This window comes from Chryseobacterium sp. PCH239 (assembly GCF_018924625.1).
GTDB lineage: Bacteria > Bacteroidota > Bacteroidia > Flavobacteriales > Weeksellaceae > Chryseobacterium > Chryseobacterium cucumeris.
This window is the reverse complement of the sequence record NZ_CP073027.1, coordinates 3,080,295-3,093,464: the sequence shown is the minus strand read 5'-3', so window position 1 is coordinate 3,093,464 and position 13,170 is coordinate 3,080,295. Positions and strand designations below refer to the sequence as shown.

The following is a 13,170-nucleotide window of genomic DNA, read 5'->3' as shown; positions in this document are numbered from 1 at the left end:
TATAGAGAGTCCATGGTAAAATCATCTATCATCTGAAGGGAGTAATTTAAAAAAATGATTACTTAAAAAATTAAGCATCATAATGTGTTCTATGCTTAACTTTGCCTTTTAAAATATCTGTATGCTGAAAGAAAGAGCTAATCATCAACTGGCTTATTGTAGAGGAAAATCATAATATAACAAAGTCAAAATGATTAAAAAATGACAGGAGGATTCAGAAAAAAGATCCGTCAGAAAAATGCGGAGAACAGTGGTTTCGGAAACAATGCCTCAGGAAGGTTCATCAATAAAGATGGTCTCCCGAATGTTCAGCGAAGAGGCGTTAATGTTTTTAACAGGTTAAGCTGGTATCACACTATGCTGAATTTGTCCTCATTTCGTTTTATTTCTTATCTGGTTATCGCTTATATTCTCATTAATCTACTGTTTGCAATGATCTATTATCTGATTGGGGTAGAGCATCTTACAGGAATAGATAAAAGTGATCCACTCAATGAATTTATTGATGTCTTTTTCTTTAGTTCCCAGACATTCACCACAGTTGGATATGGGAGGATAGCTCCGGTAGGATTTTTGGCAAGTCTTGTAGCAACTTTTGAAGCTTTTCTGGGATTGCTTACCTTTGCCATTGCAACAGGGCTTTTTTACGGAAGATTTTCAAGACCACGGGCATATCTTAGATTTTCTGATATAGCAGTTATTGCTCCTTTTCAGGAATCTTCAGCATTGATGTTCAGGCTTGCTCCCTATAAAAATAATGCATTGACGGATGCCGACGTAATTTTATCGGTAGCTATTGAAGTTGTGGAAAATGGGGTTGCCAAAAGTAATTTTTACCGACTTACCACGCAGATGAGTAAGATCAATACGTTGGCTCTCAACTGGACTGTAGTGCATAAAATTGATGAAAACTCTCCGTTTTACGGTTTTTCTGAAGAGGATTTTAAAAATACAGATCTTGAGCTCATCGTACAGGTACGCGCATTTGATGAAGTATTTTCAAATACGGTGGTTCAAAGATCTTCATACACTACTGGAGAAATTGTATATGGAGCCAAATTTGTTCCGATGTATTATCCAAATAAAGAAAATCTCTCAACGGTACTGGATCTGGATAAAATTAACGAGTATAAAAAAGAAGAACTTCCGGAGTCCGTGAGAAACAAAGAATAAATGGATTTAGATTTTTATAAAAACAGGCGATACAAAAGCAGAAAGAACACAAGAAATTTCTGGACGGATTAAAGAAAAAACCGCCCAAGAATCTCGATTATATAGTGCAGGAGACACATGATGAAGTTTTTGAAGAAATAGATTGTCTGCAGTGTGCCAATTGTTGCAAAACAACGGGACCTCTCTATACCGAAAAAGATATTGAGAGAATTTCCAAACATCTCCGAATAAAGTCTGCAGACTTTGAAGCAAAATTTTTGAGAGTAGATGAAGATAATGATAAGGTATTGCAGAATCTTCCCTGTTTTTTTCTGAACGACGATAATACATGCTCTATCTACGACGTAAGACCAAAAGCCTGCCGTGAATATCCTCATACAGACCGTAAAAAGATTTATCAGATCAATAATTTGATGCTGAAAAATACAGTTATCTGCCCTGCAGCATTTGAATTTGTAGAAAAAATGATGAAGAATATAGGAAAATAGCTTTGTAAGCAGGAAGAGGGGAGATGGGGATTGGGAGCTCTCATCTTTGATCAGAAAAACTGCGACTTCTAATCTAATAAACTTCCTGCTTCCAACATCCCTCTTCCAGCCAAATCACTCTAACTCATTTTTGCAAATTCCTCTTAAATAATTATAAAGTACGTTAAATAAGTCTTTTACACATAATTTTATAAATGATGTCTCGTTTAAGTTAAACAATCATTTAAATATTACATTATGAAAAAGTTATTTTTAACGGCAGCGTTTACATTAGTCGGAGTAATAGCAGTATCAGCACAATCAACACCACAAAAGCCGGCCGATACTTCTACTAATAACACTACGACAACTCAGACTCAACAACCGAATACACAGACTACAAGTCCTTCGGATCCAAAGAATCAACAGGAAAAATCACCTGCAACTACAATGGAAACTGCACCTGCAACGGATCCATCAGTAAGTACAACGCCTACTGAGGCTACTAAGCCTGCAGATGCTCCTAAAGAAGAGAAGAAAGACAAAAAGAAGAAAAAGTAAAGCACTTAGCAAACACTAGTCGGAATCCTGAAATCTTGTATTTCAGGATTTTTTTTGTTCAATTTCTTCCACTTTGAACAATAAAATCTTGGTGACCAGATCCAGCGGCAGATTTTCAGTGATGGGAAATTGAACAGCTCCTTTTGAAAATTTATACTTTCTTTCCTCAAAATCTTTTTTAAAATTATAAATACCCTCAGCTCCGGGATAGAATCCGATATGCTTTTTATATACTGCAAAATAAATCAACGGTTTTCCTTTGTACCGGAAGGCCGGCATCTGATATCCAATATATTCTTCCAAATCCGGAACCTGTAAATGAATTACTTTTCTAAGTTCCAGTAATTTTTTCTGTACATCTATCGGAAACAGAAGAATATATTCATCAATATTTTTAAAGGTGTTTTGCATCATATAAAAATAAAAAAAGCGCTGCATATAGCAGCGCTTTCTCCTTTCACTTTTTACTTTTTTCCCATTATCCCGGGAACAGGCTATATCAAAAAAGGTCGGGAGTTTTTCCCAACCTTTGTTTTTTGTTACACAACTCCTTGAGCCAACATTGCTTCTGCTACTTTTACGAAGCCGGCAATATTTGCACCTTTTACGTAGTTTACATAACCGTCTTCGTCTTTTCCGTAGTCTCTACAAGCTTTGTGGATACCGATCATGATTTCCTTTAATCTTGCATCAACTTCTTCAGAAGTCCAGTTAAGACGAATAGAGTTCTGAGTCATTTCTAATCCTGATGTAGCAACACCTCCAGCGTTGGAAGCCTTACCAGGAGAGAATAATACTTTATTATCTAAGAAATAGTTGATAGCATCAAGTGTAGAAGGCATATTAGCCGCTTCAGTTACACAGATACATCCGTTTTCAACTAATTTTCTTGCATCATCTAAATCCAGTTCGTTTTGAGTTGCAGAAGGGAAAGCTACGTCACACTTCACATCCCAAGGACGTTTTCCAGCGTGGAACTCAGCTGATGGATATTTTTTAGCATAGTCTTCCGCTCTGTTATTACCAGAAGATCTAAGTTCTAATAAATAATCGATCTTTTCTCCGCTGATACCATCTTTATCGTAGATATATCCGTCAGGACCAGAGATTGTTACAACTTTAGCACCTAGTTCAGTTGCTTTTTTAATAACTCCCCACGCTACGTTTCCGAAACCTGATACTGTTACAATTTTATCTTTGAAATCCTGTCCGATCGTTTTAAGCATCTGCTCTGCGAAGTATACTACACCATATCCTGTAGCTTCAGGACGGATTAATGAACCTCCGTAAGCAAGACCTTTTCCTGTAAGAACTCCGGTAAACTCATTTCTGATTTTCTTGTACTGTCCGAATAAATATCCGATTTCTCTTGCTCCAACACCAATATCTCCTGCAGGTACGTCTGTTTCAGGACCGATGTGTTTGCATAATTCTGTCATGAAAGCCTGGCAGAAACGCATTACTTCCATATCAGATTTTCCTTGTGGATCGAAATCTGAACCTCCTTTACCACCTCCCATTGGAAGAGTTGTCAAAGAGTTTTTGAATACTTGTTCGAACGCCAGGAATTTAAGAACTGATAAGTTTACAGTAGGGTGGAAACGGATTCCTCCTTTGTATGGTCCAATAGCAGAGTTCATTTGAATTCTGAAACCTCTGTTAACCTGAATTTCTCCTTTGTCATCAACCCATGGAACTCTGAAAATAATAATTCTTTCAGCTTCAGCCATTCTTTCAAGCAGCTTCATTCCGGTATATTCTTTTTTAGTAGCAATGAATGGAATTACGGTTACGGCAACTTCTTTTACAGCCTGTAAAAATTCCGGTTCGTTAGGATTTTTTGCTTCAATTTTTGCAATAAACTCTTGGATTTTCTGGTCAATATTATATTGTTCCATATATTAAGGTTGAATATTATTGTCAACAAATTTAATTTTTTTTTCAAGATTCACAACACTATATTTTAACATTGTTAAAAATTAAATAATAATGTTTCGTAATATTATTAAATTGATAATTTGTGTTTAAATTTTATTAAAAATGAAATGTTATATATGAAATAATGCAATATTAAGAAATCATTAAATCTTAAATTGCGATGAATTGCCTCCCGGAAAATGATTTTACTTTCCCTAAAAGTTCCAATTCTAAAATTATTGGTAAGATTTTATGAGTAGGAAGATCAATTCTCATGGAGAGATCGTCTAAACAGATTTGAGGATAAGATTGAATAGATTGATATATTAAGTTCTGATTGTCAGATAATTGTAGTTTGGTCTCGCTATAAGGAAATAACTCTTCCATTTTTTCTTTAGGATCATTTAATCCAAGGAGTTCTATAAGATCTTTTATGGTAGAAATTGCCGTTGCTTTATTATGGAAAATCAGCTGATTACATCCCTGGCTAGAACTGTCTGTAATTTTTCCAGGCAGTGCAAAAACATCACGGTTATAATCATTGGCAAAGGCTGCTGTGCTCACAGAGCCTCCTCCGAAACCGGTTTCCACTACAATCGTTGCAGGGGATATTCCTGCCACAATTCTGTTTCTCTGGATAAAGTTTTCCCGGTCAGGTTTTCTGGAAGAGCTGAACTCCGTTATTAATGCTCCTCCTTCCTGTAAAATTTTTTCAGAAAGTTTTCTGTTTTTTGCCGGATATAGATATTGAAAACCATGTGCAAGAACAGCTACAGTAGGCTTTTGATGACAAATAGACTGTTCATGAACTTCTTTATCGACGCCTAAAGCGAGACCGCTTATGGATGTATATTTTGAGGATCGTGTTGCTTCAAAAAAGTTTTCAATAAACTGTTTTCCATAAGCGGTCATATTTCGGGTTCCTACAATACTTATTTTTGGCTGTGCATCCTCAATATTCCCTTTTTGATAAAGAATAGCGGGAGTATCATTACATTCATTAAGTAGAGACGGGATTTCTTTGAGGTGTTTTAACCTGATTTGAATATTATTTTTTTCGCAAAAATTTAATTCTTCTTCTGCGAATTCCAAATGAGACTTATTTCCAATATCTGAAACTGTTCTTTGTCCTATTCCTTCCAGCTTTTTATATTCTTTTTTGGCTCTTTTCCAGGCTTCCTGAGCGCTTCCGAAAGTACGGACAAGTTTATGAAAATGGATATCGCCAATCTGGCTGCATTCGCGGAGGGCGATGGCATAAAAGTATTCTTCTGAGGTCATGTGTGTTTTTTTTCAAATGTAATGAAATAAGTTTTATCTTTTTCTCAATTCATCCAAATGGTCCCAGATATCATCTTTTTTCTTGTATGGAAGTTCCATAAAGTCTTCAGGATGATTTTCCTTGTATTCCTGCCACAATTTATCATCTTTTTCGCTGTAATAATTTGGAAACTCCCAGATAAATTTTTTCTTCTTTTCGCCAACATTTTTAAAAGCAAATGCAATAATACTGCCTACTACAGCTCCTGAAAGATGGGCCTGCCAAGAAATTTTGCTCGGCTCCTGCATGTTGTAAAACAGTTCTTCAGGAAGCATCCCCCATATCAAACTGCCATAATAAAGCACAACAAGCATTGAAATTGTGAGAAGCTTCGTATTCCATTTAAATACCCCGCTGAAGAATAGGAAAAAAGCGAGTACATAAACCACGCCACTTGCTCCGATGGTACAGGTGTACATATATTCACCGGTAAGAATATCAATAGGAGGAAGAAGCCATACCAAAAGTCCCGTTGCCAGCCAGCCGATGATAAAAACTTTGTTGGCAACCAATGGATAAAACTGATACAGCAAAAACATAAGTGCTGCTATGGGAATGGAATTTCCTATAATATGATCGATATTTCCATGTAAAAGGGGAGAGGTAACTACACCAAGCAATCCCTCAGGCAAGAGAGGAATAATGGCTCCAAAACAGCTTTGAAAAAAGCCCTGCATTTGTAAAAAATACCCGAACCACATCGTTGAAAGCATCAGCAATGGGTATATAACCGCTCTTTTGGAAATTACATTTTTGAACATGTGGGTTTTACGTCAAATCAAAAGCCAATGATAAATTTCGGAAAATTTGTCGATGAATAAGTTTCTACCGTCCTGATTTTAAGACAAAAGGTGTTAAATTTAACTTTTGAACTCATTATTGGGCATTGATTTTATAGAAATATCTTGTTATGAGGTAATTCAACTTTATAGAAATTGGTTCTTTTAAAGCTGATTTTAGCTTTTAAAAAAATTATATTAATATTTTTGCATTGAAAATTATTTAGAGTAATGAAGAAGTTTTTATTGATTCTTTCCTGTTTTATAGGAATATATGCAAGTGCACAAGAAGAATTGAAAAAAGATTCCGCAGTGGTAGATACCATAAAATACTGGTCGGTTTTAGGAAAAAACACATTAATGATTAATCAGGCTGCCTTTTCAAACTGGGTAGGCGGTGGTGCCAATAACGTTGGATGGCTTGCCGGATTGAATTATAATCTGACGTATGAAAAAGATAAAGACCTTTGGGAAAATATCATTATTCTTGGATATGGGCAGAATGATACAAAAGGCCAGGGTATCAGAAAAACACAGGACGTTATCAATGTTTCTACCAATTATGGACGAAAATTCTCAAAAAGCTGGTATTTCTCTATGGGAGCAGGATTTCAATCACAGTTTGCTGCAGGATATGAAGACGGAAATAACCCTGATGCGAAAAAGATATCCAATTTTATGGCGCCGGGCTACCTGAACGTCGGGATGGGTATCACATACAGACCCAATGATGATCTCACTGTAACGTTACGTCCTACCAACGCCAGATGGACATTTGTACTGGATAAAGACCTTCAGACAGCAGGCAGCTATGGTTTAAAAAATGATGGAGATACTTCGTTATTACAATTCGGTTTTCTGGGAACAGCAATATATAAATTGAAAATAATGGAAGATATTTATTTAACCAATACGGCTTCTGTCTTCTCGAATTACCTTGATCACCCGGACAGATTAGTTCTTGCCTATGGAGCTTTGCTGAACCTGAAAGTGAATAAATACATATCCTCCAATGTGACCGTAGACTTGCTATACGATCATAATCAGATAGAGAAAACACAGCTGAAACAAACTCTTGGAATCGGATTTGCCTATACGCTCGCAAATGGTGTAAAACGTTCTGATCGCAAAGACAGCCAGTGGTGGATCAAAAAATAGTTTGGAAAATTTATATTATAGTTAAAAAACACTTCAGAAATGAGGTGTTTTTTCTTTATAAAATTCTGTAATTTTAAGTTGACTTAAGTTTGATTAGGAATTGTTTTATTTACAAGTCGTTTAATTTCAGTTGTTTATGCGCGTATTTTTAGTTATGTTAAATTCATTTTAAAGTGAATTTTATGATGGCATAAATTATTATTTATACATTTGTAATAAATCAACATTATGAAAAAACTTTTATTGATCAGTTCTATCTCTTTGGGAGCTGTAGCATTCGCTCAGGAGGCTAAGACAGAAGCTCCGGCATCAGACACCATTAAAGCATGGTCTATTCAGGGGCAAAATACATTAATGCTTAACCAGGCTGCCTTTTCAAACTGGGTAGGAGGTGGAGCTAACAACGTTGGCTGGCTTGCTGGTGTTAATTACAACCTGACGTATGAAAAAGGGAAAGATCTTTGGGAAAATATTATTATTCTGGGATACGGGCAAAATAACACACAGGGAACCGGAGTTAGAAAAACACAGGATGTCATTAATCTTTCTACAAACTATGGTAGAGAATTTGCCAAACATTGGTATTTGTCTGCAGGAGCAGGGCTTCAGACTCAGTTTGCTCCGGGTTATGAAGATGGAAATAATCCTGATGCAAAAAAGATTTCCAATTTTATGGCTCCCGGATATCTGAGTGTAGGAGCAGGGGTTACATACCGTCCCAATGATAATCTTACAGTTACTTTACGGCCTGCAAATGCCAGATGGACTTTCGTTTTAGACGAAGATCTTCAGAAGGCAGGAACTTACGGTCTTAAAAACGATGGAGATTCTTCTCTTTTCCAATTCGGTTTTCTGGGAACGGCAATGTACAAGCTGAAAATTATGGAGAACATAACCTTACTGAATACGGCTTCTGTATTCTCAAACTACCTTGATCATCCGGACAGGCTTGTCCTTGGATATAGCGGAGTTTTAAGCATGAAAATCAATAAATATATTTCTACCAACGTTACTTTGGATCTTTTGTATGATCATAATCAGATATGGAAGACTCAGTTGAAGCAGACTTTAGGCGTAGGATTGGCTTATAATTTTGATAATGGTAAGAAACGTTCAGAAAATAAAGATAACCAAAGCTGGTTGAAAAAATAAGTAGAAACATACTATATGATACAATAAAAAAGCACTTCATTTTGAAGTGCTTTTGTTTATCAATATATAAGTCTTAGAATTCTATATCAACTCCTAATTTCTCAGCTAAAAGCTTTGAAATTTTCTCTTTTAGAGGCTCTATATCAATGTTTTGCATTGCATCATTCGCAAAAGCATATAAAAGTAATGCCTGAGCTTCTTTTTTAGAAATTCCTCTTGCTCTAAGGTAGAATAAAGCATCTTCATTCAATTGTCCTACGGTACATCCATGAGAACATTTTACATCGTCTGCAAAAATTTCTAACTGAGGTTTTGTATCAATACTTGCCCCTTCACTTAGCAATACATTGTTATTCTGCTGATAAGCATTTGTTTTCTGAGCAATTTTGTCCACAAAAACTTTTCCGTTGAAAACTCCGTGAGCATTCCCATCAAAGATTCCTTTGTAGTTCTGGTAACTTTCACAATTCGGGAAGTTGTGGTGAACTGCTGTATGGTGGTCTACCAACTGATCTTTCCCGATAATGGTAATTCCGTTCATGAATGAATTGATATTAGATCCATTATGAATAAAATCAAGGTTGTTTCTTACCAGTTTACCTCCGAAAGAGAATGTGTTTACCGTTGTTAAACTGTCTTTCTCCTGTCTTGCGAAAGTATTGTCGATAAGATAGGTTGTGTTGTTATCGTTCTGAAGCTTGTGCCAGTCAGCTTTTGCATTCGGATAGGTAAAGATTTCCGTCACAGAGTTTGTCAGTACGTAAGTGCTGTCAAAATTATGGTGGCTTTCAATCACTTCTACTTTTGCTCCTTCTTCTACGATCAAAAGGTTTCTGGTATTGTAGAATGTGTTTTCCTCCTGATTCTGAGAAATGTAAAAAACGTGGATTGGCTTTTCAATCACTACATTTTTAGGAACTTTAAGGAAGAAGCCATATTTGCAGTAAGCAAGGTTCAGGTTCGTAAAAGCCTGTTCTTTGGAAGCAATCGTATTGAAATACTTTTCAAAAACCTCTTTATGCTTCTCATCATTCAATGCATAATTGAATGAAAGGAATTCTACATTTTCAATAGAAACTTTAGATAACTCTTTGTGAAGCTTACCGTTTACAAAAACAATCCAATCAAAATTTTCTTCTCCAAGGTGTAGTTCATCAAACTGCTCTTTAGTGATATTGTGGTGCTCTTTCGGGAAGAAGTTGTAGCTTTTTTCCGTGATCTCCTTTAGATTGGTATATTTATATTCTTCGTCTTTTTTAGTAGGAAAACCAAGGTTTGCAAATTTCTGAAGCGCTGTTTTTCTTTCCTCATCCAGAAATCTGTGACGAAGACTCTCCAAAAATTCATTATGGTTCTCTATAATTTGTTCTTTTAATGCCATTACTGGTATATCTGTGGTTTGCACCATTTTTTCTTTTTTTATTAACTAAAATATTGTTATTCCGAGGAATAGGAAAACCAATTTTTAATAGTAGAGATTCTTTTCTGCCACATTGTATGAATGATTACAGGAAAGGTTAATCTCTGAAATAATATATATTCTTCTTAGTTAAGAAGCCAGTCGTAACCTTTTTCTTCAAGTTCTAATGCTAAAGACTTATCACCTGTTTTGATGATTTTTCCATCTGCTAAAACGTGAACAAAATCAGGCTGAATATAGTTTAGTAATCTTTGATAATGCGTAATCAAAAGAACTGCATTTCCTTCATTTTTAAAATGATTTACTCCATCTGCTACGATTCTTAAAGCATCGATATCCAATCCTGAATCAGTTTCATCAAGAATTGCCAGCTTAGGATTAAGCATCATCATCTGGAAAATTTCATTTCTTTTCTTTTCACCTCCGGAGAATCCTTCGTTCAATGATCTTGAAAGGAAATCTTTTTTAATTCCCAGTTTTTCAGACTTCTCACGAATTAATGCAAGCATTTCTTTTGCCGGCATTTCTTCCAGTCCGTTTGCTTTTCTCGTCTCGTTCAAAGCAGCTTTGATAAAGTTCGTTACAGAAACTCCCGGAATTTCCACTGGATACTGGAAAGAAAGGAAAATCCCTTTGTGAGCTCTATCTTCAGGAGCTTCTTCACTGATGTCCTGTCCTTCGAAAAGAATCTCTCCACCAGTTACTTCGTAATCTTCTTTTCCTGCGATTACAGAAGATAGGGTAGATTTACCAGCTCCGTTTGGTCCCATGATCGCGTGAACTTCGCCCGGCTTTATTTCAAGATTAATACCTTTTAATATTTCTGCGCCATCTTCAATTTTGGCGTGAAGGTCTTTAATTTGTAACATTCTTGCTAACTTTTGCTTTTTATAATTGTATGAGCTTCTTTCCTTTATATACACATCGTCTTTATATTAGGATATTTCCTCAATAGACGGAGAGAAGCTTTTTATATTTTATGTTTATAATAATCTTCAATAAAGACTATAACTTATATTTCCGTTTTAGCGGTTGATCATCGGATAAAAACTCTGAAAACCTTGCCTTTAAATCAATTTGTTTTTATCTGAAGGGTTCTTTTTGATAATATTATCCTACTGAACCTTCTAATGAAATCTCAAGTAATTTCTGAGCTTCAATAGCAAACTCCATTGGAAGCTTGTTCAAAACTTCTTTGCTGAAACCATTTACAATCAGAGCAATGGCTCTTTCTGTATCAATACCTCTCTGGTTACAGTAGAAAATCTGATCTTCCCCGATTTTTGAAGTCGTAGCCTCGTGCTCCAACTGTGCCGTAGGGTCTTTGATTTCAATATAAGGGAAAGTATGAGCTCCACATTCATTACCCATCAATAAAGAGTCACATTGTGAAAAGTTTCTTGCTCCTTTTGCAGAAGGCATTACTTTTACCTGTCCTCTGTATGAGTTTTGTGATTTTCCGGCAGAAATACCTTTTGAAATAATCGTTGATTTGGTATTCTTTCCGATGTGGATCATCTTTGTACCTGTATCTGCATACTGGTGGTTGTTGGTAACCGCAATAGAGTAGAACTCTCCGATAGAATTGTCTCCTTTAAGGATACAAGATGGATATTTCCACGTTACTGCTGAACCTGTTTCAACCTGTGTCCAGGAGATTTTTGCATTTCTTTCGCAAAGTCCTCTTTTTGTTACAAAGTTGAATACACCTCCTTTACCTTCTTCATTACCAGGATACCAGTTCTGTACTGTTGAATATTTAATTTCAGCATTGTCTAAAGCGATAAGCTCTACAACCGCTGCGTGAAGCTGGTTTTCATCTCTTGACGGTGCTGTACATCCTTCAAGATAAGAGACATAACTTCCTTCATCAGCTACAAGAAGCGTTCTTTCAAACTGTCCTGTTCCTGCCTGGTTGATACGGAAATAAGTAGAAAGTTCCATCGGGCATTTTACTCCTTTAGGAATATAACAGAAACTTCCGTCAGAAAATACTGCGGAATTCAATGCTGCATAAAAGTTATCCCCTCTCGGAACTACTTTTCCAAGATATTTTCTTACCAAATCAGGGTGGTTTTTAATAGCCTCAGAGATCGAACAGAAAATAATTCCTTTTTCTGCCAGTGTATCCTGGAAAGTAGTTTTCACAGAAACTGAGTCCATTACGATATCTACAGCAACTCCTGAAAGTCTTTTTTGCTCTTCGATATTAATCCCTAGCTTTTCGAATGTTTTCAATAGTTCAGGATCTACTTCGTCAAGGCTTGCCAGTTCAGGCTTTACTTTTGGAGCAGCATAGTAACGGATTGCCTGAAAATCTGGTTTTTCATATTTGATATTAGCCCACTCAGGCTCTACCATTTTCTGCCAGATTTTGAAAGATTCCAATCGCCATTCAGTCATCCATTCCGGCTCTTCTTTTTTAGCAGAGATCGCACGGATGATGTCCTCGTTTAAACCAGTCGGGAAGTCTTCATAATCAATCTTCGTCTCCCAACCGAATTCATATTTTTTATTTTCTAGATCGACTCTTAGATCGTCTTCTGTATATTTACTCATTACTTTTTTTTAGATTTCAGATTTTAGATTTCAAAATCCAGAGTAGCTCTGAGGTCTGAAATCTAGGATCTAATGTCTTTTCTCTAAAGACTAAATGATTCCCCGCATCCACATGTTCTGGATGCATTCGGGTTGTTAAAAACAAACCCTTTTCCGTTCAATCCTCCTGAATACTCAAGAGTTGTTCCTGCTAAATAAAGGATGGATTTTTTATCTATAATAATTTTAATGTTATTATCTTCAAAAATCTGATCTGTGTCTGTTTTTTCGTTGTCAAACTTTAAAACATACTCTAAACCAGAGCATCCGCCGCTTTTTACCCCTACTCTTATGTAATCTTCAGCAGGGTTAAAACCATCTTCCGTCATTAACTGGATGGCTTTCTCCTTTGCATGGTCTGATACTTTTATCATTGTATTTATTTAGAATGATTTAATGATGCAAAAATACGAACTAATTTCCGCAATCTCAAATCGAAGATATCTATTTTAATGATTCTGATATTAATAGCTATTTCTGCGAGGATAAATTATGTTAAAAAAAGATAAACTAAGCCGTTTACTGTTAAGGTTTTATTTATAATTTTAACCTTGAATCATATTTTGAATCTATAAAGAAGATCTATAATGAAGCAATAAAGGAGAAAACTTGTCAAAAAATAGA

At 35.8% G+C, this 13,170-nt stretch carries 13 protein-coding genes; 5 read left to right on the top strand and 8 right to left on the bottom strand.

The annotated features are described in order from the left end of the window. Positions 1 to 201 precede the first annotated feature (201 nt). The 3 genes from KBP46_RS14280 (at position 202) to KBP46_RS14270 (ending at position 2,201) form a co-directional block, all read left to right on the top strand. On the top strand, positions 202 to 1,173 hold the full coding sequence (locus tag KBP46_RS14280; RefSeq protein ID WP_216443521.1) for an ion channel: 972 nt from the start codon (positions 202 to 204) through the stop codon (positions 1,171 to 1,173). 29 nt (positions 1,174 to 1,202) lie between these two features. Further along, on the top strand, positions 1,203 to 1,661 hold the full coding sequence (locus tag KBP46_RS14275; RefSeq protein WP_216445491.1) for a YkgJ family cysteine cluster protein: 459 nt from the start codon (positions 1,203 to 1,205) through the stop codon (positions 1,659 to 1,661). 237 nt (positions 1,662 to 1,898) lie between these two features. Then, a complete protein-coding gene (locus tag KBP46_RS14270) occupies positions 1,899 to 2,201 on the top strand; it encodes a hypothetical protein (protein ID WP_216443520.1) in 303 nt (100 codons plus the stop codon). 42 nt (positions 2,202 to 2,243) lie between these two features. On the opposite strand, the gene KBP46_RS14265 is transcribed toward KBP46_RS14270, so the two are convergent. The 4 genes from KBP46_RS14265 to KBP46_RS14250 form a co-directional block, all read right to left on the bottom strand. Continuing rightward, positions 2,244 to 2,639, bottom strand: coding sequence for an iron chaperone (locus KBP46_RS14265; protein WP_253297049.1), 396 nt, complete (start codon positions 2,637 to 2,639; stop codon positions 2,244 to 2,246). Positions 2,640 to 2,740: 101 nt separating this feature from the next. Next, positions 2,741 to 4,099 (bottom strand): NADP-specific glutamate dehydrogenase, encoded by a 1,359-nt coding sequence (gene gdhA, locus KBP46_RS14260; protein WP_062673086.1) that lies wholly within the window; start codon positions 4,097 to 4,099, stop codon positions 2,741 to 2,743. 190 nt (positions 4,100 to 4,289) lie between these two features. Beyond that, complete coding sequence (gene dprA, locus KBP46_RS14255; protein ID WP_062673089.1) at positions 4,290 to 5,399, bottom strand: DNA-processing protein DprA; 1,110 nt, start codon at positions 5,397 to 5,399, stop codon at positions 4,290 to 4,292. 33 nt (positions 5,400 to 5,432) lie between these two features. Then, complete coding sequence (locus tag KBP46_RS14250) at positions 5,433 to 6,200, bottom strand: rhomboid family intramembrane serine protease (protein ID WP_062673091.1); 768 nt, start codon at positions 6,198 to 6,200, stop codon at positions 5,433 to 5,435. Positions 6,201 to 6,449: 249 nt separating this feature from the next. Here KBP46_RS14250 and KBP46_RS14245 point away from each other — a divergent pair, with 249 nt between their 5' ends. Beyond that, a complete protein-coding gene (locus tag KBP46_RS14245) occupies positions 6,450 to 7,376 on the top strand; it encodes a DUF3078 domain-containing protein (protein WP_062673093.1) in 927 nt (308 codons plus the stop codon). 228 nt (positions 7,377 to 7,604) lie between these two features. After that, on the top strand, positions 7,605 to 8,528 hold the full coding sequence (locus KBP46_RS14240) for a DUF3078 domain-containing protein (protein WP_062673095.1): 924 nt from the start codon (positions 7,605 to 7,607) through the stop codon (positions 8,526 to 8,528). A 73-nt stretch (positions 8,529 to 8,601) separates the two neighbouring features. Here KBP46_RS14240 and sufD read toward each other — a convergent pair whose 3' ends face one another. From sufD to KBP46_RS14220, 4 genes are all read right to left on the bottom strand, one after another. Then, positions 8,602 to 9,909, bottom strand: coding sequence for a Fe-S cluster assembly protein SufD (gene sufD, locus KBP46_RS14235; RefSeq protein ID WP_123278805.1), 1,308 nt, complete (start codon positions 9,907 to 9,909; stop codon positions 8,602 to 8,604). Between the two features lie 164 nt (positions 9,910 to 10,073). Beyond that, on the bottom strand, positions 10,074 to 10,817 hold the full coding sequence (gene sufC, locus KBP46_RS14230) for a Fe-S cluster assembly ATPase SufC (RefSeq protein ID WP_034691829.1): 744 nt from the start codon (positions 10,815 to 10,817) through the stop codon (positions 10,074 to 10,076). 241 nt (positions 10,818 to 11,058) lie between these two features. Beyond that, the gene (sufB, locus tag KBP46_RS14225) at positions 11,059 to 12,507 is read right to left on the bottom strand and encodes a Fe-S cluster assembly protein SufB (protein ID WP_062673097.1); all 1,449 of its coding nucleotides are present in this window, start codon (positions 12,505 to 12,507) and stop codon (positions 11,059 to 11,061) included. 83 nt (positions 12,508 to 12,590) lie between these two features. Further along, entirely contained in the window at positions 12,591 to 12,920 is a 330-nt protein-coding gene (locus KBP46_RS14220) for an iron-sulfur cluster assembly accessory protein (RefSeq protein WP_062673099.1), read from the bottom strand. Positions 12,921 to 13,170 lie beyond the last annotated feature (250 nt).

Bases quoted from the DNA above. Each gene is read 5' to 3' on its own strand.
- KBP46_RS14280 (WP_216443521.1), top strand. From the start codon at position 202: ATGACAGGAGGATTCAGAAAAAAGATCCGTCAGAAAAATGCGGAGAAC.
- KBP46_RS14270 (WP_216443520.1), top strand. From the start codon at position 1,899: ATGAAAAAGTTATTTTTAACGGCAGCGTTTACATTAGTCGGAGTAATA.
- KBP46_RS14265 (WP_253297049.1), bottom strand. From the start codon at position 2,639: ATGCAGCGCTTTTTTTATTTTTATATGATGCAAAACACCTTTAAAAAT.
- gdhA (WP_062673086.1), bottom strand. From the start codon at position 4,099: ATGGAACAATATAATATTGACCAGAAAATCCAAGAGTTTATTGCAAAA.
- dprA (WP_062673089.1), bottom strand. From the start codon at position 5,399: ATGACCTCAGAAGAATACTTTTATGCCATCGCCCTCCGCGAATGCAGC.
- KBP46_RS14250 (WP_062673091.1), bottom strand. From the start codon at position 6,200: ATGTTCAAAAATGTAATTTCCAAAAGAGCGGTTATATACCCATTGCTG.
- KBP46_RS14245 (WP_062673093.1), top strand. From the start codon at position 6,450: ATGAAGAAGTTTTTATTGATTCTTTCCTGTTTTATAGGAATATATGCA.
- KBP46_RS14240 (WP_062673095.1), top strand. From the start codon at position 7,605: ATGAAAAAACTTTTATTGATCAGTTCTATCTCTTTGGGAGCTGTAGCA.
- sufD (WP_123278805.1), bottom strand. From the start codon at position 9,909: ATGGCATTAAAAGAACAAATTATAGAGAACCATAATGAATTTTTGGAG.
- sufC (WP_034691829.1), bottom strand. From the start codon at position 10,817: ATGTTACAAATTAAAGACCTTCACGCCAAAATTGAAGATGGCGCAGAA.
- sufB (WP_062673097.1), bottom strand. From the start codon at position 12,507: ATGAGTAAATATACAGAAGACGATCTAAGAGTCGATCTAGAAAATAAA.
- KBP46_RS14220 (WP_062673099.1), bottom strand. From the start codon at position 12,920: ATGATAAAAGTATCAGACCATGCAAAGGAGAAAGCCATCCAGTTAATG.